The sequence below is a fragment of the Sorangiineae bacterium MSr12523 genome (assembly GCA_037157775.1).
Classification (GTDB): Bacteria; Myxococcota_A; Polyangia; order Polyangiales; family Polyangiaceae; genus Pendulispora; species Pendulispora brunnea.
In genome coordinates this window covers 1,415,776-1,437,130 of record CP089982.1, presented here as the reverse complement: position 1 = coordinate 1,437,130, position 21,355 = coordinate 1,415,776, and the positions used below count along the sequence as shown (strand labels likewise).

15 protein-coding genes are annotated in these 21,355 nt (G+C 63.0%); 9 read left to right on the top strand and 6 right to left on the bottom strand.

Annotated elements, in window-relative coordinates; translation table 11 throughout:
• Window positions 1-30: 30 nt before the first annotated feature.
• Complete coding sequence (locus tag LZC95_05725; GenBank protein WXA96335.1) at window positions 31-513, bottom strand: hypothetical protein; 483 nt, start codon at window positions 511-513, stop codon at window positions 31-33.
• A 73-nt stretch (window positions 514-586) separates the two neighbouring features.
• Between LZC95_05725 and LZC95_05720 the strand changes: the two genes are divergently transcribed.
• Complete coding sequence (locus tag LZC95_05720) at window positions 587-1,390, top strand: ABC-2 family transporter protein (protein WXA96334.1); 804 nt, start codon at window positions 587-589, stop codon at window positions 1,388-1,390.
• A 9-nt stretch (window positions 1,391-1,399) separates the two neighbouring features.
• Complete coding sequence (locus tag LZC95_05715) at window positions 1,400-2,188, top strand: ABC-2 family transporter protein (protein ID WXA96333.1); 789 nt, start codon at window positions 1,400-1,402, stop codon at window positions 2,186-2,188.
• A gap of 3 nt (window positions 2,189-2,191) precedes the next feature.
• Here LZC95_05715 and LZC95_05710 read toward each other — a convergent pair whose 3' ends face one another.
• From LZC95_05710 to LZC95_05695, 4 genes are read right to left on the bottom strand one after another with little or no spacing between them, the layout of a single operon-like run.
• Window positions 2,192-3,535, bottom strand: coding sequence for an aminotransferase class III-fold pyridoxal phosphate-dependent enzyme (locus LZC95_05710; protein ID WXA96332.1), 1,344 nt, complete (start codon window positions 3,533-3,535; stop codon window positions 2,192-2,194).
• A gap of 7 nt (window positions 3,536-3,542) precedes the next feature.
• Window positions 3,543-4,490, bottom strand: coding sequence for an NAD(P)-dependent oxidoreductase (locus LZC95_05705; GenBank protein WXA96331.1), 948 nt, complete (start codon window positions 4,488-4,490; stop codon window positions 3,543-3,545).
• Window positions 4,487-7,618 (bottom strand): amino acid adenylation domain-containing protein, encoded by a 3,132-nt coding sequence (locus LZC95_05700; protein ID WXA96330.1) that lies wholly within the window; start codon window positions 7,616-7,618, stop codon window positions 4,487-4,489. The genes LZC95_05705 and LZC95_05700 overlap by 4 nt, the downstream gene beginning before the upstream one ends.
• On the bottom strand, window positions 7,513-10,173 hold the full coding sequence (locus LZC95_05695) for a multicopper oxidase domain-containing protein (GenBank protein WXA96329.1): 2,661 nt from the start codon (window positions 10,171-10,173) through the stop codon (window positions 7,513-7,515). Before LZC95_05695 ends, LZC95_05700 begins: the two co-directional genes overlap by 106 nt.
• Window positions 10,174-11,080: 907 nt before the next feature.
• On the opposite strand from LZC95_05695, the gene LZC95_05690 reads away from it, so the two are divergent.
• The 3 genes from LZC95_05690 to LZC95_05680 all read left to right on the top strand — a co-directional run bounded on the left by LZC95_05690 (window position 11,081) and on the right by LZC95_05680 (window position 16,908).
• Window positions 11,081-11,755 carry a hypothetical protein gene (locus LZC95_05690; protein WXA96328.1) on the top strand — a complete coding sequence of 225 codons (675 nt, stop codon included), beginning with the start codon at window positions 11,081-11,083 and terminating at the stop codon, window positions 11,753-11,755.
• Window positions 11,752-14,976 carry an efflux RND transporter permease subunit gene (locus LZC95_05685; protein ID WXA96327.1) on the top strand — a complete coding sequence of 1,075 codons (3,225 nt, stop codon included), beginning with the start codon at window positions 11,752-11,754 and terminating at the stop codon, window positions 14,974-14,976. The genes LZC95_05690 and LZC95_05685 overlap by 4 nt, the downstream gene beginning before the upstream one ends.
• Before the next feature lie 435 nt (window positions 14,977-15,411).
• On the top strand, window positions 15,412-16,908 hold the full coding sequence (locus LZC95_05680; GenBank protein WXA96326.1) for a hypothetical protein: 1,497 nt from the start codon (window positions 15,412-15,414) through the stop codon (window positions 16,906-16,908).
• Here the strand turns inward: LZC95_05680 and LZC95_05675 are convergent.
• Window positions 16,896-17,558, bottom strand: a complete 663-nt coding sequence (locus tag LZC95_05675; GenBank protein ID WXA96325.1) for a nitroreductase — start codon at window positions 17,556-17,558, stop codon at window positions 16,896-16,898. The two genes, LZC95_05680 and LZC95_05675, sit on opposite strands and share 13 nt — an antisense overlap.
• A gap of 64 nt (window positions 17,559-17,622) precedes the next feature.
• Here LZC95_05675 and LZC95_05670 point away from each other — a divergent pair, with 64 nt between their 5' ends.
• Genes LZC95_05670 through LZC95_05655 form a run of 4 tightly spaced genes read left to right on the top strand, consistent with a single transcriptional unit; the run spans window position 17,623 to window position 21,305 of the window.
• A complete protein-coding gene (locus LZC95_05670) occupies window positions 17,623-19,167 on the top strand; it encodes a type I 3-dehydroquinate dehydratase (GenBank protein WXA96324.1) in 1,545 nt (514 codons plus the stop codon).
• Window positions 19,152-19,694, top strand: coding sequence for a hypothetical protein (locus LZC95_05665; protein WXA96323.1), 543 nt, complete (start codon window positions 19,152-19,154; stop codon window positions 19,692-19,694). Before LZC95_05670 ends, LZC95_05665 begins: the two co-directional genes overlap by 16 nt.
• Window positions 19,669-20,100 (top strand): hypothetical protein, encoded by a 432-nt coding sequence (locus LZC95_05660; GenBank protein ID WXA96322.1) that lies wholly within the window; start codon window positions 19,669-19,671, stop codon window positions 20,098-20,100. The genes LZC95_05665 and LZC95_05660 overlap by 26 nt, the downstream gene beginning before the upstream one ends.
• 8 nt (window positions 20,101-20,108) lie before the next feature.
• On the top strand, window positions 20,109-21,305 hold the full coding sequence (locus LZC95_05655) for an acyl-CoA/acyl-ACP dehydrogenase (GenBank protein WXA96321.1): 1,197 nt from the start codon (window positions 20,109-20,111) through the stop codon (window positions 21,303-21,305).
• Window positions 21,306-21,355 lie beyond the last annotated feature (50 nt).

The window sequence follows — 21,355 nt, the reverse complement described above, 5'->3', positions numbered from 1 at the left end:
CCCAAAGCTGGGCGCGGGCACGCACGCCCGCTATCTTAGCGATGTAAGCTCACCGAAGCGTCTGCGCAAGCGCCGATGCCGATGTCGAAAGATGGCACCGATCACGCGCTTCAACACGGGTCCGAGCGCGCCCAGGCGAGGGGTGAACGTCAGCGCGTCCGTCAAAACGCACCCACTGTCTCCCCGCGGTGCAATGCGGCGACGATGCTCCCAACGCATTTGACTCCACGACGTGGACTCTTCCCAAAAGGCGCGCCCGGGTTCGACCGCGGCCAGCATGAAGTGATGCCGGTCGATGGGAAAGACGCCGCCCAAAAGCACCCAACTCGAAAACATGGGTGTGCGGAGCGGGGCATCCTCGATGCGCTGGCCGGCAGCCTCCGGCGGCGCGGTCATGCGCAGCCACGGACCCAATTCCGCATTGACGCCCTTCATGGTGCCAACGGCGTCCCATACCACCTCGACGGGGGCGTTCAACTCGGAGGCGAAGTGGAGTGAGTACGTCCGCGGCATGGCTTTGCGTTATACCTCATAACGCCGTTCCTAGCGCATCGCGCAACGTATATTCATGATATAAGGATGCACCATGAGCGTCCGCAGCACGGCCCGCGCGCTTCCCACCATGTTGCGCGTGGCTTTTGCGGAGGCGGTGGCGTACCGCGCTGAGGTACTCGTATGGATGCTCGCCACAACGATGCCGCTCATCATGCTCGCGCTCTGGCTTGCCGTGGCACGCGAAGGGCCCGTGGGACGATTGGGTGAGACCGAGTTGATAGCCTACTTCCTATCGACGTTCATCGTGCGTCAATTCACGGGTTCATGGGCCTGTTGGCAAATCAACACCGAAGTGCGCGACGGCACCTTGGCGATGCGCCTCTTGCGGCCCGTCCATCCCATGCTGGCCTACGCCGCCGAGCAATTGGTCTCGGTACCGGTACGCGGCATCTTCTCGTTGCCTATCGCCATCGCGGGCCTCATCTGGTTGGGCACGGCGCCTTTCCCACACGATCCCCTGGTGTGGATGGGCTGGGCGCTCTCCATGTTGGGTGCCTGGCTCATTAGTCTGTTCGTCAATTTCATCGTCGGATGCTCCTCTCTCTTTTTGGAGAGCAGCCTCAAGATCATGGATATCTGGCTGGCTCTTTTTTTCGTGTTCAGCGGATACCTGATCCCCGTCGAGCTGTTTCCACCCATCGTTCGAGCCATCGGAGACTGGCTCCCCTTTCGGTACCAGATCGGTTTGCCCGTCGAGCTCATGACCGGCGTCTACGACCGTGCGGCCTCGCTCACGATGCTCGGCCGACAATGGCTCATGGTGGTCGTTCTCGGCGCCTTCACCGCATTCGTTTGGCGGCGCGGCATCGGACGCTTCGCGGCTTACGGAGGCTAGCCGAGGATCATGCGCCGTTACCTGCACCTGCTCGCCGCCCAGATTCGCACGTCCACCTTGCTCGGACTGCAATACCGCGTCGACTTCGTGCTCGACGGCATTATCGAGATCTTCTGGGCGCTCACCGCGATCGTCCCACTCTTCATCGTCTTCAGCAAACGAGAGTCCGTCGCCGGATGGAGCTTCGGCGAGTCGCTGCTGGTGGTAGCGTGGTTCACGCTGCTCACCGGCGTGCTCGAGGGGGCGATCCATCCGAGCCTCGCCGCGGTCGTCGAACACGTTCGAAAGGGGACGCTCGACTTCGTGTTGCTCAAGCCTGCCGATGCACAATTTCTCGTCAGCACCGCGCGGTTTCAACCGTGGCGCGCCGTCAATGCGGTCACCGCCATGATCCTTTTCGTTCTCGCTTTCCGCAAAATCGGCCATGGCCCGACGCCGTGGGGTATCGCAGGCGCCCTGGCACTCCTCGCGGCCGCGATGGTCATCCTATATTCGCTGGGAATTCTCACCGTAAGCGCCGCCTTCCACGTAGTTCGCGTCGACAACCTGTCCCAGCTTTTCAGCTCCATCTTCGATGCGGCGCGCTGGCCGGTTGCGGTATTCCGCGGCGCCCTTCGCCTGGTCTTCACTTTCGTGATCCCGCTCGCGCTGATGACGACGTACCCGTCGCTGGCCTTGCTGGGCAGATTGCCGTGGCACGCCTTCGTGCTCTCGTTCGTCGTGGCCATCGTATTTGCCGCCGGCTCGAGGGCCATTTGGTTGCGTGCGATATCGCAGTACACATCGGCGGGAGGCTGAGCTTCAAACGAGATACCCGGCGCGACGCATGGTGAGGAGGCTGTCTTTGACGGCATCCTCGAACAACTGCAGATCAGCCTCCGAGTGGGCAGGAGAAACGAAGAAGAGCATGCCTTCCCACGTGTAGATTCCGCGCATGTGCAAGTGCTGAACCAAAAGGGCGCCGTGCGGCGGCAGGATGAATCGGAACATGGACCCATAGCGCGCGATCCGCACGGGGAACGATTCACGTTCGAGCCATGCTCCGAGTCTCTCGGTGAACGTCGAGGTCCGCCGATTCAGGCCCTCCTGAAGGGCGTTTCCCTCGAACCGGAGGCGCCCGATCATCGCTTTCGCGGTCGCCATCGTCAGCGGGTTCTTGTTGAACGTGCCCGCGAACCAAATCTTGTCGACCTTGGGATAGTCGTTGCCTTCGAAGCGCCAGGGGCCACCGTCGATGAAGTTCAGATACTCGGCCTTCCCGGCCACGACCCCCATGGGCATCCCCCCTCCGATCACTTTTCCATAGGTCGCAAGGTCGGCGTGAATACCGAAGTAGGCTTGGCTTCCTCCCTGATGAACGCGAAACCCGAGCATCACGTCGTCGAAGATCAGCGCAATGCCACGCGCGGCGGTGAGGGCGCGCAGCTCTCGCAAGAAGCCATGTGGAGGCACCTCGAGGTTTCTCGATTGGACCGGCTCGACCAAAACGGCGCCGAGCTCGTACGCGTGTTCCTCGATGGCCCGAAGGCTCTCGGGATCACCGTATTTCAAAACGAGGGCGGCCCCCCGATGACCGGCCCCGAGCCCCAGCGCGGACGGAATCCCGCCGAGGACGTCATCGTACGACCCGTGGTACGAGCCCGCGAAAAGCGCGATCTTCATGCGGCCCGTCGCCGCACGTGCGAGGCGCACCGCAATCATCACCGCCTCCGTGCCCGAATTGCAAAAGGCAATGCGCTCGTCGCCGGTAAGAGCAGAAATGCCCGCCGCGTTCTCGGCCGCGTCCTCCGATTGAAGTCCCATCGGCGCCCCTCGAACGAGCCGCATGCTCATCGCGTCCAGAAGAAACCGTGGTCGGTGTCCGAAGAAATGGACCCCGAAGCCAAAACCAAAATCGATGTACTCGTTTCCATCGAGATCCCAAACGCGTGCCCCGTCGGCGCGCACGCCCACCAGCGAGTAGCGCAGAGCCTTGCTCGCAAGCCAAAAATCGCGAACCTCTGGCGCGGATCCCGACGCGAAGCCGCTCGACGACCGCGGGTCGCTCATGGCCACACTTTGCTCGCGGCGGAGGCGCGATGCACGCGTCCTATCGACGTACGTATCGATGAACTGTTCCAGGTATTTCTTCTGGGCGGCGTTCATCGTGCGATCATGCATTGGCGTAGGGGGCGCGCGGCAGAATGGTGAAGCACTTCACGAGCTGACGAATGCCCTGGTCGAGCGAGCACATTGGACGAAACCCGGTCGAAGCGATGCGCGCGCTGGAAACGACGCAATCGCGTAGGTCGGGGTCGTGACCGGAAGGAGCCTCGATGTACACGAAGGAAGGCACGTGCCGCCGGATCGCTTCACAGACCTGCGGTCGCGTGAGGTTCGCATCGTCGAGCCCGACGTTGTACGCGCGGCCCTTCATCGTTTCGAAATGCTCGAGGCCGTGCAGGAACGCGCGCCCCACGTCGCGGATGTGAATGAAATTGCGCCGGCGGTGCCCCTCGAAGAACACCACCGTCCCGTCGTGCACCGCGCGGTAGACGTAGTCGTTCACCAAGAGATCGCGCCGCATGCGGGGCGAGACGCCGAACACCGTCGCCAGGCGGAACGCGAGACCATTGGCATGCGCCAAGATCCGCTCTTCCCCCTCGACCTTCAATCGGCCGTACAAAGACACGGGTGAGAGCGGGCTCTCCTCGGTGCATGGCTCATCGCCCTTGCCCACGCCGTATCCGCTATTGGTCGCAGGATACAGAAATCGCTGAGACGGCGAAGCATGATCGAGAAGTAGCTTGATCCCCCGGGACATGGTGCTCTCGGCAGCAATGGGTTCGATATCGCAAATCCTCGATCCCACCAAGGCGGCCAGAGGAATGATGGTATCGTGCTTTCGTACGAGCTCGGGCACGAGACGCTCGTCGCGCGCGTCGCCTCGGACGACGTCGAAGTTGGGAAAGGCGCAACAGTCGAGCAGCCCCGATGGCTGCGCGACGAAGTTATCGAGCACCGTCACGTGGTGGCCTTGCTCGAGCATCTGCCGGACCAGCACCGAGCCGATGTAACCGGCGCCACCGGTCAGCAGGATGCGATGTATGTCGTGGGTCATGGGCTCTCCCCTGGCTCGTTCGTCTCGAGCCGCCTCATGGCTCGGATGTCGAAATCGTTCGCCATTCGATGGACCGTCGGCCCATCGAAAATATCCAAATTGTACTCCCACACGAGAATGGCGCCGTCCCCCTGCTCCTCGACGTCGAGTAGGAGATCGTGGAACCCGGTCACCTGCTCCAGTTCTTCGACCTCGAGCTCCAGGCCTTCGAAAACGGGTCGATCGATCGCCTCGTGCTGGAGCGTGAGCATGACGCTGTAGAGGCGAGTGACATCCAGCGCGGCCATGACTTGGTCGATGGATACGTCGGCATTCGCAAAGCCTCCCAGGCAAACGGTGCGGACGCGGCGAACGAGTTCGGCGAAGGTCGGCTCCTCCGAAAGATCGATGCGCAGCGCAATCGTATTCGGGAAGAACCCCACGAGCGGCTCGAGCTCGGGCCGATTGCGGCCCGAAACGGGCGTGCCGATGACGACGTCGGTCTGGCCGGACCAGCCCGAGAGCGATGCCGCGAACATGGCGAGGAGAATCATGAAGGGCGTGGCCCCCTGTTCGCGCGAAAGCCTCCGGACGGAGGACCACGCGCCGCCCGACCAGACGCGTCGAATTCGACCGCCACGAAATGCGCGCTCCAGCGGGCGCGGGCGGTCGAACGGGAGCGCGACGATGGCGGGTGCATCGTGGAGATGCCGCCGCCAGTACGCGAGTTGCGCCTTCGCGGCGTCGGAGGTCGCGAAGGCGCGTTCCCACACGGCGTAATCCGAGTACACGATGGGGAGCGGTGGAAAGCACGGCTCTTCGCCACGCTGGAAGGCTCGATGCGCGATGGCCGCCTCCCGAGCCAAAATTCCAAAGGACCACCCGTCCACGGCGATGTGGTGAATGCATAGGACGAGCGCGTACACGGAGTCCCCACGATCGATCAGCGTGGCGCGAAACGGCAGCGCGCCCGAAAGATCGAAAGCCATCCCCGCATCGCGCTCGGCGAACGCCGTCACGTCATCGGAGGTTGCCCGGTGCTCGGCCCAATCGATCCGGCGCAAGGTCACGCGCGGACTCGGAAGGACGCGCGCACGCAACCCCGCCTGCGTGTCCTCGGCAAAGACGGTTCGCAGCGTTTCATGACGCATGGTGAGCGCGGTCATGACGCTTTCGACGACATTCGGGTCGAGCGGACCCCGTATGTGGAGGACCCACGACATGTTGTACGCCGTGGCCGCGGCGGACGAGTGGAAGGTATGCTGGCCGATGCGCCAATACCACTCCTGCGCGAGCGACGGAGTTCCAGCCTGTTCCGGTTTGCATGGTTCGATGCGGGAGCTTTCGCGCCCCCGGACCCGGGTCGTCACGGAGGCAATTGCACCCATGGTTCGCGCGCGGAGCATCTGCTCGAACGAGATGTCCAAACCTAGCTCGCGCCGGGCGCGGATGATGAAGCTCGACGCGCGCAGTGAGTTGCCCCCGGCCTCGAAAAAGTCGTCGGCCGGGCCAAGCCCATTGCCGCCCAAGACGGCGCTGGCCAGCGAACAGAGAGCTGCCTCGACGGGCTCCTCGTAACGCAGCTTCTCGCGATCGATCTTGCCGCTTGCCGTGAGCGGCAGCGCTCCGTAAAGCATGATCTCGGGGACCATGGCCGGAGGAAGATGGGCGCGGACATGTTCGAGAATGTCACGATGATTCGACGAATCACGAAGAACGACATGCGCCACGAGATGCTTGTCCACTCCCGTCGCGTGCACCCGTACGGCAACCTCGGCGACACCGCGGTGCCGGCGGAAGACGGCCTCGATCTCACCGGGCTCGATGCGTACACCCCCCACCTTGATTTGGTCGTCGAGCCTTCCCGTGCACACGAATTGTCCGTCGGCACGGCGATAGCCCGAGTCCCCACTCCGGTAGATCCGCTGGCCGCCGACATGAACGAACCTCGATGCGGTGTCCTCCGGCCGATTCACGTAGCCGCGGGCGAGACCTTCACCGCCAATACAAATTTCGCCGATGACGTCGATGGAGACGGGCTCGAGACGTGCGTTCCGGATGGTCACCTCGACGTGTGGCAGCGGTAGGCCGATGACGATCTCCGGTTCGGTGCGCGTAAGCTCGGCAATGGTGCACACGGCGGCCGCCTCCGACAGGCCATAACTATTCACCAGGCGGATATCCGGCCGGGCGTGCGCATGCCAGGCGGCGACCCGATCGGGAGAGGCAGGTTCTCCGCCAATGACGACCGTACGAAGCGTCACCGGCAACGCGAGCTCGTCTTCCTCGAGTGCCGAGGTCAGACGGTGCCAGATGGCCGTGGGCAGATCCACGATCGTGACACGGTTCGCGGCACAGCCGGCGATCAGCGCCTTGGATTCGATCATATCCGCACCGCGCAGGATCAGCGTTCCGCCGACGACCAAGGTGGGAAAGACCTCCTCGACCATGGTGTCCCAGCTCGGGGATGCAAACTGGAGCACGCGATCCGTCGCCCGCACGTCAAACGCGTCCACGAGGGCCCGCGTCAGGTAGGAAAGCGCTCGGTGCTCGATAGCGACCCCCTTCGGACGTCCGGTCGATCCGGAGGTGTACACGACGTACGCCAAATCCGAGGGTGACACGGGAACGCGCGCACCGTCATCTTCGAACGACGCCTCGATCGGCAGCCATTGCGCGGCGATCTCGTTCTGTATCGCCGCGCGTGCAGCGGCCGAGGCCAGGACGACTTTGGTGTGCGTGTCCTGGCACATGAACGCGAGCCGCTCGCGGGGATGCTGCGGATCCAAATAGAGGTACGCGCCCCCGGCCTTCAAGATCCCCAGCAGCGCGGCGACCATGTCGATCGACCGCTCCGTGCACAGGCCAACGACCACGTCGGGGCCGACACGAGCGCGTCGCAGTTGCGCTGCTATTTCATTGGACCGGTGGTCCAATTCTCGATAGGACAGGCTCGCCCCCCCGCCGACCACCGCCTCCGCGTCCGGGCTGCGTACAGCCTGCGCGGCAAAGAGACGGTGGACGGCTTGCTCCGGGCCCATCATCAGTGACGCACGCTGAACGAGGCACTCGAGTTGTTGCCCGCGTTCGTCTGGATGCAGTATCCGCCGTTGCGCTGGCGCGGCAGCCTCCAGTTGCTGCCGTCGCATGCCATCCTCACGCCATTGACCGTGAGCTCGCGCCCGGCAGCGAAGCCCTGACACGTACCCGTGCGGATCTCGGACCTCGTCTCGAAGCAGCTGGAATTCGTGCCAAGGGCACCGGAGTTGAACGTGGCGCCATCCGGCACCTTGAAGGCGTTCGCCGTGCACAACCCCGAGCACGGCGGCGCCGCTTCGTGCGGAAGCCCACCATTGTCCGTGCACGCCGCGAGGCAATCCTGGAATTCCCCGCCGCACACGTTTTCGTCGCCCGCCGCACCATCGTCATGGCACTTGGATGCGGCGGGATCCGCCTCCCCTCTGCAAAGGATCGCAAGCTGCGCGCATGCCGTCATGGGGTAGGGATCCCATAGGGATGGCGTGGTACTCGGCTGCCAGTCGGACTGCGCTTGATGGATCTGCTTCGCCACGTAAAGCTGCCCGTTGTAGAGCGCGCGATCGCCCACCGCGTAGATGATCTGCGGCTGCCATGTTCCGTCGTTGTTGTTGACGCGTTCCCAAACGCTGAGCGTACCCCTCGGCGGTTGATTGGAAATGGAGGTGTGATCGACGCGAGCACGGTAATCGACGTTCTGATAGGCCACGACGGTTCCGCGTTTGTAGGCGATGCCCGGCCCCCACGAATTGACCAATGGCATCATGCGCATCATATCGTGGTCCTCGTGCGCGACGATGTGGCAGTGCCAGAGGTAGCCGGGAGGTGTCGTCGGGTCGATTGGGAACTGGTTCTCTCCGGGTTGAACGCCACCGGCAGGCGTCTCTTGCGGGGCCCAGCGGGCGAGGACCTTCACGACCTCACCCGGCGCCACGCGGACGGTGTCCTTCCACCCCGTCTCGTAAGGAAGGGTCGTCGGCGTCCCCGTCAGGTATGGGTTGGGATCCAGCGTAATCGGTCGAGTCACCGGCCGATGCCCATTGAGCAAGAGCCAGCGTTGCAGGTACGCGTCGGAATCGAACGTCTGACGGTTCACGACCTGGAACTCGATCAAATGGATATGGATCTGGTGGGATGCCCCACCCGGGATATTGACGAGCGTCCACTCTTCCGTCGAACCAACCAGTGGAAACTCCGTCGTGGGTGCCGTGAAGTCGATGCCGCCATCGACGGAGCGGAGCTGGTCGCCATTTTGCGCAAGTATGTTGTGGAACGTCTTGATTCGCCGCGGCGCATTCGCGCTAAGGGCGGGACGCGGCGGAAAAAGCGATGCCGGGAGCGCGGGCGGCGAAACCGCCGGGGAATCTTGAACGGTAAACTGCATGATCTTGCCGACAGTCTCGGGGTTCTCCACGTCGGGGTCCACATTGGTGTTTCGCATGAGGATCTTCGTGCCCCGCGCAAACCTAGAGAAGTCGACCAAAATGTCCGCCCGCTCCGTGATGCCGAGGGTCACCTCGTTCACGACTTGTGGCGCCGGTAGATATCCACCGTCGGAGCCGATAATCGTGAACGGTACGATCGTGCCGTTGTTGTCGAGCTGCACGGTGAAGATGCGAGAGTTCGATGCGCCCAAGGTCCGGAAGCGGTAATGGCGTCGCTGGACATTCAAATTGGGCCAGGTTTTCCCATTCACGACGATGACGTCCGAGTCCTCTCCCGGTTGCCAATACGCGTTGCTCACGTTGGCGCTCTCCCTGGGGAAATTCAGCTCACCATCCGTAAAGAAGGCGCGGTCCGAGAGGACCAGCGGGATCTCGAAGCCGTCGCGCGGCAGAGGCGACGTACTCTGATCGAGCCGACTATTGGGATCGCGAATGAAATAGGCCGCCCCCAGTTGCCCCGCATACAGGCCAATGCGCGTCATCCCCATCGTATGATCGTGATAGAAGAGCTGCGTGCCCGGCTGCTGGTTGGGCATGTCGTAGTCCCGCGTCACGTAGATTGGACCGGTCACCCCGCTGTTGGTAAACCACTCCTCCGCGATTCCATCGTGGCCGGATAGGACCACCAGCCCATGATTGTGGGTGACCATGCCCACATTGCTGAGCGCCTTCGAGTAGCCGGGTGGGAATGGGCTGAACGGAGGAGACGGTGGCTCGATGAAATTAGGGTTTGCCCAGTGGAGCGTCGGATCGATCGGGAGGAAATGATTCGTCGTGATTTGGTTGAGCCAATGCAAGGTCGTCGGAATCCCCCGCGTATTCTCGAAAACGGACCCCGGTACCGAGCGAATGAACTCCGTCGACGTCGAGCCGGGGATTTTCACCTGGCCGCCGAAGGCCATGACCGTCGTATCGGGGAACCCAGGGGGCAGCATTTGTGCCTTGGATGGGGCCACCGACACCGTGAACTCCTGCCGCACGACTCGGCCACTACCGTCCCTGATGAGTGTCGGGGCGAACGTGCGAGGGATCGGAAGCTGGTCAACGAATTGTGGAATCGTCGTGGGGTCCAGAAGCTGTTGATTCGTCGATGGTGGACCCGACGCCTGCTCGACCTTGCCAATCGGCTGCTGGTCGGCGTCTTCGGGAGCCGGCCCGCAGCCTGTCCATGCTGCAACTATCACGACCGGGACGCACAAATGCGCGAGGTGGCGTGTTCTCATGAGCCATTCCTTTCTGCCGCGATGCAACGGAGGAAATCGGTCTACGACCGTGGGCTGGCGTCGCTACTTAACACCGGCCCTTGGGCAATACAATCGACAAAGCAATTAATTTACAGTCAGCGCGCGAACTTCAAATTCATTGCGCAAATCGCAATGGACCAGTGATCTCGCCGATCATGGCGAGCGATGAACATGTAGGCGCATCTAAGCGTCGGGCAGCTGCGTGGGCACTTGCATGAATTGCAAAGGACCGTCCGATCGGACCCCACAATCAGACCGCAATTCCAATTTATAATTAGTATCATTCTACCGTTAACGCATTAAAACCAAACCACTCGAACTACGTGCAGTTACAATCAACGAGGCGTTACACCCGATGCATTGGCCATGGTGTCGTTTTGTCCAAACAGAATGCTACCGGTTTCTCATGGAATTTATGAACACATTCCATCGGTTTGACGAGTCACCGACGTCGTTCGCTAGGCGCACATATGTTCGCCGTATTGCATCAATCAAATGAATCGAGCAACGGTGGGTTGCCGCCACGACTACGATTTTGACATTCACGCGAGCATTCACAATCAAATGTATCAATTGACCTTATTTGCAACGTTCTTCGATGAACCCCCGAGACGTTGACCTGAAATCCGCCGTACGAGCGCGCGCGGGACGATAAAAAATCTGCATTTTACACCCATAAGGACCACATGACGCACAATGCTCATTGCGCACGAGACTTCGGAGGACCAAATAGTGCCCCATGTCCACGCGTCACCGATGGCTGATGGCGGGTATTCGTATCTTTCTATTAATGGTGGCGGGGGGCGCCATAGCGACCGCATCCATTGTGCCCCCTGCATCGGCGCGCGGTGCACCGGTTCGATACGCGTGCCCGATGCATCCCGACGTGAGGGCAGATGCAAAGGCCCCCTGCCCCATCTGCCGCATGGCGTTGGAGCCGTCGGCCGCTCGAGAAGCACCAGGACACATCGACCCACGGGCGCTGGAGAACCTACGGCGTCACGATGCCTTCGACGTTGCGCAGATCCATGACCTTCCATCCAATGTACCCGAGTTGCGCGCCCCGGCATGGGTCGAAGACGATGGCCTGGTAAGCGCCATTTTCTACAATGAGCAACTCGAGTCACTCGGCGCGGGCGAGAAGGGAACGTTTGCTCCCACGGCTGATCCGAAGTCGCGGATGACCGTGCAACGGGCATTGGACGCCCCCATCCCGTGGGACAAGTCCTCGACGCGACTTCGCTTCCACCTGACGCGCACTCTGGTTCCGGGTGTCGTCGGGTGGGTCGCGCTCGCGCGCAAACCGCAGAAACGACTCACCGTTCCCACATCCGCCATTCTGCACGCACCCGACGCCTCGTATGTGTTGGTCGTGGGATCGGACGGTTCCACCTTCGAGAAGCGACCCGTCGAGCTCGGAGAGACCTTCCGGCCTTCGGACACCACCGTCGTGCTCTCGGGGTTGTATGCGGAGGAACGCGTCGTGGCGCGGGCTGCATTCTTCCTCGACACGGAGCTGCGGTCGAGCGAACGCACCGCGAAGCAAGAGGCTGCGCGATGATTGCGCCGATGATTGCACGGTGCGTCACTTGGTGTGCGCGCCATCCGTGGGCCGTACTCCTGGTCGCACTGTTCATCGCGACTGGCAGTGAGATCGCGCGGCGGGGGCTCGCCGATGACGTCGTTCCCGATCTCTCCGAGCCACGGATCGGAATCGTGGTCGATTGGATGGGCCATCCCGCACCCGAGGTCGCAGCCGCCGCAACCTCGATCCTCACCGACTCGCTCCGTGACGTTACGGGGGTTCACGCGATTCGCGGCTCCACGATGTCCGGGATGGGGTACGTGGACGTCGTCTTGGAATCGAGCGCGCACCCCGAGACGGTCCATCGCGCCGTCCGCGAGCGTGTCGATGGCGTCCGTCGCGCTTTACCGGCCGGCGTGCGTGTGCAAGTCGGCCCGGCTGCTTCCAGCACCGGATGGGTCGTTCAATATGCCTTGGTGCCGCCCACACAGACGACAGGACTCTCCGTATTGAGGAAGATTCAAGACGAAATCCTTCGCCCGGCGCTGCTCGAGATTCCAGGGGTCGCGGAAGTCGCTACCGTGGGCGGCTCCCAGCAGCAGGCACGCATCGACGTCGATGCCGACGAGCTGCGCGAACGCGGCGTCGCCTTTACCGATCTTACGTCCGCGTTGAAACCGGTGTTCGACACGGGGGTCGCCAATCCCGAGAAGCTCCCGGGGCTCATCGTGAAGGGGGACGGCACGGTCCGACTTCGCGACGTGGCCAATCTGAAGCTCAGTGCCGAGATGCCGACCGGGCTCGCCGACGTGGGAGGAACGCGCGCGGTGGCAGGCATCGTCATCGCCCGGCGCAACGCGAACATCGCACGGCTCGTTGCCGACGTTCAGCGCACGCTCGATCGGGAGCGCGTCAAACTCCCGCACGACCCCAAGGACCCTGGCCGGATCGAGCCTGGGTTCTCCAAGGAAGTTCGCCTGGTCACCGTGTACAATCGAAACGAACTCGCGACTCGAGTGCACGATACGCTGCTCCGCGCATTGAGCGAGGAAATCGCGGCCGTCGTTCTGATCGTCCTCCTTTTTCTCCTGCACTGGCGAAGTGCGCTGGTACCGCTGGTCACCTTGCCCATGGTTCTCCTGCTGACGTTCGCGGGCATGTGGATCGCGGACGTCCCCGCCGCCATCATGAGCCTTGGCGGCATTGGCATCGCACTGGGCATTGCCGTCGATGCCGAGGTGGTGGCGCTCGAAGCCTCCCACCGCCGGCTCGAAGCCGCGGGCATCACCACGCACGCCTATAGCCCTGCGATCCTCACGTCTCTGATGATCACGGTGCTGTCCTTCTTGCCAGTCTTCACCTTCACCGGTGAGACGGGACGCCTGCTCCAGCCGCTGGCGCTGACGAAAACGCTCGTCGTCGTGTCGGCCGCGGTGGTCACCCTCACGTTGGCCCCCGCCTTGCGCGCACTGTTGGTTCGCGGCAAGGTCGTCCCCGAGTTCACGAATCCGCTCACGCGCAACCTCGTGGCGATCTATCGCCCCTTCGTTCACTTCGCCCTCGCGCGGCCGTCCTTTACCTTGGCAACCGCCGCGCTGGCCGTGATCTCGTGCATCCCGCTCCTTCCCAAGTTGGGCGGCGAATTCCTCCCGCGCATCGACGAGGGCGATCTGCTCTTCATGCCCACCGCCCAGCCCGGCGCGCCTCCCGAGCAAACTGCCGTGCAGCTCTCCTGGCAGGATCGGGCGATGAGCCAGCTCCCCGAGGTCGATACGGTGTTCGGCAAAGTCGGCCGCGCGGACACCGGCACCGATCCTGCTCCTTATACGATGGCCGAAACCGTCGTACGACTTCGTCCTCGCTCCGAGTGGCCGAAGATCGCCCGCACCCGCTGGTACTCGACGTGGGCGTCCGAGCCGCTGCGGCGGGTGCTCGGCCTCGTGTGGCCCGAGCAAACGCCGCGCACGACTGCGGAGCTCGTGGACGCGCTCGATCACGCCGCGCGCCTCCCTGGATGGACGAGCGCATGGACAGCCCCCGCCCGCGCGCGCATGGACATGATGGCCACCGGTGTTCGCACGCCCGTCGGCATTCGCATCGTCGCCCCCCCCGATGCGAATGCGCAGCATCTCGATATCCTCGAGGCGGTCGGAACGGAGCTGCGGGACATCGTCGCCCGGATCCCCGGAACGCGCAGCGCCGTCTTCGAGTCACAGGGCGGTGAGACATGGCCTTCGTTCGAACCGGATCCTGCGGCACTCGCGCGCTACGGCGTGGATCCGATATTGCTCGAGGCGACCGTAGCCCTTCTTGCCACGGGCGGAGTGCTCGGGGAAATCGAGGATGGCGGAAAGCGTCTGCGCGTTCGCATTGCACCGACGTTGCACACCGGAGCGCACGGCACGGCGGAGGAGTGGCGGACGATCACGGTGGGCTCCTCGAGCGGGCAACCGATCCCACTGGCGTTGCTCGGACGGCCCACCTACGTGACCAGGCCTGCCGTCCTGCGGAGTGAAGGCGGCAAGCTCGTCGCCTATGTCTACGTCGACCTCGAAGACGGCGTCGACATCGAAAGGTACGTGGAGAAAGCGCGGCTCGACGTCGACCGCGCCATGGCGGGCCGCGCTGTCCGCATCGAATGGACCGGCCAATACGAGCTTCTCGCATCGGGAAAGAAACACCTGGCGTGGATCATCCCCGCCGTCATCGTCTCCATGCTTCTTTTGCTCTGGCTTCAGTTTCGAAGCGTCGCGGAGGCCGCCATCATTCTCGTCTCTGTCCCATTCGCGCTCGTCGGAAGCTTGTGGACGCTCTTTCTACTCTCCTATCCGCTATCGGCTCCCGTCTGGGTCGGCCTGCTCTCCACAGTCGGCCTGGCCATGCAGACGGGCGTGGTCATGGTGGTGTACATCGACGAAGCGTTCCACGCGCGCATGCGCAAAGGCCTGATCAAGACCCGCGACGATATCGTCGCGGCGCACGCCGAAGGCACGATCCTGCGGTTACGGCCGAAGATCATGACCATCGCCACGATGGCCGCGAGCCTTCTGCCGCTGCTCTGGACCGAGGGCCCGGGCGCCGACGTCATGAAGCGCGTCGCCGCCCCCATGCTCGGCGGTCTCGTCACCAGCACCGCCCTCACCCTCGAGGTGCTGCCGGTAATCTATACGATCTGGCGTTGGCATCAGCTCCGGCGCGCCCAATCGTTTGGTTCCGAATTAATTTCCGATCCCTCGCGCGTCATTTCATTTCAATGACGCATTACATTGCATGAATATCAATTCCATGAAATCGACAATTAATTAGATATATCGAATCTCATTGCACCTGATCTATTGGCTTCGTTGTCGAGACGTCGTCCATCATTTTTCTTCTGCGGGTTGTAATTTATCTACCAGTTTCTGATAGGTGCATTATAGCGATTCACTCGAGCCCCGTCGGCTGCAGCGAACGAGATGGGCCCACAGCGAGTTGCCCTCGATGACGAGCCGATCGGCCGTCATTCATGCGTGTTCGGGCCATACCAGCATTCGCATGTTTCTAAATTAATTAGGAAACTCGATAAGTCCTCCGCAGGACGAGTGCGCAGCAACGCCTCAAGCAATGCTCGAACATAAGTTCGCATAGCGAACATCTGTAAGCAGCAAACGTTGCATGTACATGATTTAATAACCTATTTGAACGAGGTTGCCGTGACGCATCCTTTTACTCGCCGTATTGGCATGTTCGGTCTCGGCCTTTGCTACTTCCTCTGGTACGCGCCCTACAGTGCGGTGGCGAAGGCCATGTCGGGCGGTCTCTTCGACTCGACGCATGGCCCCATTGGAGGTTTCGTGCTGCTTCCGGCGGCGGCCATCGGAACGCTCTGCGCGATGCCGCTGACCATCACCATCCTCGGATGGTGGAAGTATGCACGTCACCGCACGATCTTTGGACGCTCGGTTCCCTTCCTCGGGCGCGAGACCGCAGCGGCCGCTTTTTGGATGTCCTTGATCGTGGGCACGACGACGCTCAACTTCACGTTCCCCGGTGTCTCGATCCTCCTCATGCTCGTCTTGATGCGGATCGAAACGCTGATCATCTCGCCCACGGTCGACCTGATTCGGGAGCGAAGGATCCCTCCTCATTCGTGGGTCGCCATCGGTCTGAGCGGGCTGTCGGCGATCGTCGCGCTCGCGGACGTGAACAACTACAAGCTGACCTTGACCGCGGCCTTGAGCCTGCTCGCCTACATGCTCGGCTATACGAATCGATTCTTGATCATGAGCCGCCACGCCAAGAGCGGGTCGACCCAGTCGGATCGCCAGTACTTCGTCGAGGAGCACATGGCCACGCCGGTATTCCTCGTGGCGCTGCTCGCCGTGCCAGCGTTCCTCGGTTCCGATTCCATATCGCGATCCTTGCACGACGGGTTCACCACGTTTCTGGTGTCACCGGCGGCGCTTCCGGCTCTGGCGATCGGCGTCTTGTACGAAGGACTGTTCGTCTGCACCACGCTGATCTTTCTCGATCCACGTGAATATTCGTTCTGCATGCCGGTGCACGTGTGCTCGAGCATGCTGGCGGGTGTCGCAGCCTCGCTCGCGCTTCACGCCGCGTTCGGGCTCCCGGCGCCGAGTACGGCGACGTTCGCAGCCGCGCTCTGCGTGGTGCTGGCCGCGTGTGCCCTTGGTTATCCGGCGATCAGCCGTCGGCTGATCGCGCGCGCGCGCACGGACGAAGTGCTGCTCTTCGTCTGCGGAGGCAACGCGATTCGTTCGCCCATGGCCGCCGCCCTCGCGCGGGTGGAGCTTGCTGCGCTGGGCAAAGCCCATCGGACATGGCGGGTGGAAAGCGCCGGGGTCGCGGTGCACGAGCCGGGCGGACCGCTTTCGCGGTATGCAGCGGTAGCGTTGCGCAAATTGAATGTGCCGGTCCCCGAGCATACGGCGCGCTCGCTCACGGCCGACTTGTGCGAAAAGAGCGCGGCCGTGTATTGCATGACGCGAGCCCATCGCGCCGCCGTGCTCGAGATGGCACCCACCGTGTCCGATCGCGTGATGTGCCTCGATCCGAAAGACGATGTGGCGGAGCCAAAGGGCGATGCCATCGAGGCCTACGTCGAGTGCGCCGTGCAGCTTCGCATGTTGGTGCGCGCACGGCTGTTCGAATTGCCTCCGTTGCGTCAGAGATTGCGTCAGGGAGCTTGATCATGCCACGTCACATAATCCTCGACGTCGGCGCGCTCCGGCACGAATCGATTCACGGGCATCGTTTCATCCGGGTAGCCCACGGCGAGCCCGCAGACCACGAGCCGATCGTGCAGACCGAGGTGCCTCCGGATCGCGTCGGCGTAATGGGTCACGCTGTACTGGGGGCAGCTCCCGAGCCCGCACGCCACGAGCGCGAGCATCACGTTCTGCACGAAAAATCCCATCTCCAAGAACGACCCCGGCGGTGCGCCTTTCGGCAGATGAAAGATCATCTCCACGGGGGCGCCGTGAAATCGCAAGTTGTCCCGGCGGTGCTGGCGCCGGCCCACCGCATCGTCGCGGGCGATCCCCTTGGCGACCAGCACACCTTCCCCGGCTTCGGCTGCGCGACGCTCGATGGTGGCATCCAACACGGGCGGCCGATTGTCGTAATCGGGAGCCGGAGGAACATTCCGATCGAACTCTGCGCACAGGACGCGCGCCAGGGCATCGCGCGCCGCTCCGCTCACCACGACGACGCGCCACGGCTGGCCGTTGCGGGTCGATGGGGCGTGGCCCGCCGCACGAAGGACATCCATCAAAACATGGCGCGCGACAGGTCGACCGAGGTACGCGCGCTTGCAATGCCTCGCTCGCATGACTCGCATGAACGATGCATAACCATCCCCATTCACGCCATCCACGACATTCATATCCTGGAATATTGATCCCATGAACCACCTGTCCAGGCCCGAGCGATCGATCCTCCATGGCGAGTGGCCCTTTGCGCCTACCGAAACCGCGACGCGGAAATGCACCGTGGTGACGACGCTGACGAGCAAACCCAGAGTCCATGGCTACGACCTACCCATGGTCGGCGACATCGAAGTACGAGCCGACCTCCTCGACGACATCGATCCTGCGCTTCTGCGCGCGCGCAGCACGGGAAAGCTCACGTTCAGTCTGCGTAGCGTGAGCAACGGTGGCGCATTTGGAGGAGATGCACGCGAACGCGCACGAAGGCTCGTCGCCGCACTCGAACACTACGACGTCGTCGATCTGGAGGCGGACCGAGATTTGTTGCCCAAGCTCCTGCTCCGCATCCCACCGCACCGGCGACGCATCTCCTGGCATGGATCGGTGCGCGATATACAGGAGCTCGCCCAGCAATTCGAACGAATGGCCGGCACGCCTGCCCTCCTCTATTTGCTTGCTCCGGATCTTCGCTCCGCCGAGCAGGCGCTCATCCCGCTGCGATTGCTCAAACAGCTTCGCCGCTCCGACGTCACCGCATTCGGAACGGCTCCGGCGGGGATATGGAGTCGATTGCTCGCACCGCGCCTCGGCGCGCCCATCGCTTACGGTCGCTTGCGCACCAACGAAGACTCCGTGCCCACGGTGGAGCAGCTTACGTCGGATTACCGATTGCCCACCTTACCACCGCTGAAGAGGCTCTTCGCCATCGTCGGGAAGTCGCCCGGTGCGTCGATGTCACCGCGTCTGCACAACGCGGGTTATCGCGCTGCCGGCCTGCCCGCGCTTTACGTGCCCATGGCCGTCGACGACTTCTCCCTCTTCTGGCCGAAGATCGCGGATGGCCTGCGCGAGCTCGGCTTCTCCCTCGATGGCATCACCGTCGTAAGCCCGCACAAAGAGGCGGCACTTGCCGCAGCGGATCGCGCGAGCGGTATGGCCGCACGCGCCGGGGCCGCCAATATCCTCGTACGCACGAACGAAGGATGGATCGCCGACACCACGAATCCATCCGGATTGATTGGAGCCTTGCGCCGTGCCGGCGTTCGCATCGGGGGCCGTCGTGCGGCGGTGATCGGCTGCGGCGGCGCGGGCCGAGCCGCCGCAGCGGCGCTCATGCGGGCACGCCTCCGACCCGACATGGTCAACCGCGGGGCCGATCGCGGTCATTACGCGGCCCGCCTACTCGGATTGTCGTACGTACCCTTGAAAGAGTTCGCACCCGAAGGCTACTCACTCATCGTGCACGCGACACCGCTGCGCGAAGAGACGCCGTTCGGCATCGAACGCCTCGCGAGGGGAGCCATCTTCGTCGACATGGGGTACGGCCTCGAGGAGACGGCTTCGGTAGCCGCCGCTCGTGCGGATGCGCACGAAAAGGGACTCGTGGTCATCGATGGTTGGACGGTGCTCTCGGCCGACGCCGCCCAGCAGTTCCATCGAATGACCGGCCAGCGCATGCCGATCCGCGACGCCCGCGTCGTGCTCAACCGAGAAAGGAAGGAACCATGGAAACCAGTCTGACAGGATCCCCGAAGCCGCAAACCGATGTGACCGCATTGGCCTTTTCGCGCGGAGAGGATCTCCCCGCACGGTCCGAGCTCCTGGCATCGCGAACATCGCTCCGCGCGGGCAGCGAGGTGAAACTCGATTTTCGTCCAATCCTCGGCGAGTGGTACAACTGTGACGAGGGCGAGTCGGGCGGCATCCTCCGGATCGAACTCATGGAAAACCGGGGAGTGCTGCAGGTGCGCGCCTATGGCGCCAACGGGTTCGGATCCGAGGCGGCCGAGCCCAACGACTGGGGAGCGATCGACGCCGTGCCTTTCGCACCCGACGTGTCGTCGCGCGAGGCGTGGGCATTCACGGCGACGTACGATTTCAGCTTCCTCGAGACACTGATCGTTGCCTACGTCAAATTGGGTGTCCTCGTCACGACGACGTACAACACCTTCCGTGATCAGAGCGGCCGTACCGATTATTGGACCCGTGAGTTCTTTCATTTGCAGGAGCAGGAGGTGGCCCATGCAACCCATCACGCGCGACCGTGATCACTTCGATGGAGCGCCGGGAACGGACGCAGCCGCGTCCGAACTCGACGTGACGGGTCTCCTGGGAACGTGGGTGAATTGCAATGTGAACTCGTGCGGCATCGTTCGCGCCGACATCGCCTACATCACGGGCCGCGGCCACGCTCTTGCACTCCGACCTTATGGCGGCACGGAAGGTGGTCTCATTCCGTGGGGCAGCGCACCTGCGGCCGTGCTCTCGGACGACGTCTCCTCGTTGCGGGCCATCGGCCTTACCGCCTCGTTCGATCAAGGTTTCCAGCGCGTGCTGGTGGTCGGCTACCTCAATCGAGGTCACTTGTCGTTCGAGACTGCGACCATCTTCACGGACGGCAGCGCACGCGCGCCATATCTCACGCGTCACCACTTCTACCGTCTTCCACGATGAGGGGCCCCATGATCGCGCACATGCCCGAGGATCAAGCACGTCTACTTCGCCGCCTCGATTCACTGACACGGTCGTTCGAGAGCCGCGCAGAGGGCTACGATCGCACGGCCGCGTTCCCCGCGGAAGACTTCGACGAGCTGTTCGCCGCGAATCTGCACGCGCCGACGGTGCCACGCGAGTACGGAGGACTGGGACTCGGCCCGCTACAGGGCAACGCGTACGTCCTGTGGAAGATGACGCGTTCCCTCGCCGCCGCCGATCTCTCACTGGCGCGCTGCTGGGAGGGCCACGCGAACTCGCTGGTGCTCATCGATGCCATGGCATCACCGGCCCAAAAGGAGCGCTGGTTTCGCGGTGTCGTCGAGCGCGGGGAAAAATGGGTGGCGTGGAGCGGTGAACCCAAAGCACCAAAGGGGCCAGGTTCCGAGAGCGCGCCGCGATTCGGCACCACCGTGCGCCGCGACGGCAATGACTGGATCGTCGAGGGGACGAAGATCTTCGCCACCAGCGCCAGCGGCGCAAACTGGGCAATCCTGCTCGTCGACACCACGGGCCCGGGGGGCGCACGCCACTCCGACTCGCCGGAGACCGTGTTCATGCTGGCGTGCGATCTCTCCGATCCGACCGTCTCGATCGACGGCTCCTGGTGGGATCCCATCGGCATGCGCGCCACCGTGAGTCATCTCGTTCGTTTCCATCAAACGCGCATCCCCGATGCCAACCGCATCGGCGAACCGGGCGCGTACCTGCGCGAGGGGTGGCAGACTGCCTTCATTCCGCACTATGCGGCAAGCTTTCTCGGCGCGGCGGAGGCCGCCTACGAGTATGCGCTCCGCTACGTCACGCAACAGGACAAGACGGGCGATCCGTACGTGCAGCAACGGGTGGGTGCCATGGCGGTAGCGGTGGAGACAGCCGATCTGTGGCTGCAACACGTCGCGGATCTGTGGGACCGAGGGCCTCGCGCGGAAGCGCAGCTCGCAGGCTCGAGGGCCCGACACGTGGTCGAGCACCTCGCGGTTCAAACCGTGGATCATTGCATCCGCGCATGCGGTGCGCGCTGCCTGATCCGCCCGAGCCCCGTGGAGCGCATCTTGCGCGATTTGACTTTCTACGTGCGACACGACAACGACGATCACATCCTCGCCACCATCGGCCGCGCGCGCCTGGGCAAACCGCACGATCTGTCATTTTACAAGCCCTGACGGCAAGTCGCGCCAATCCGTAAAGAATCGAGATCGTTTGGCGTCTCTCA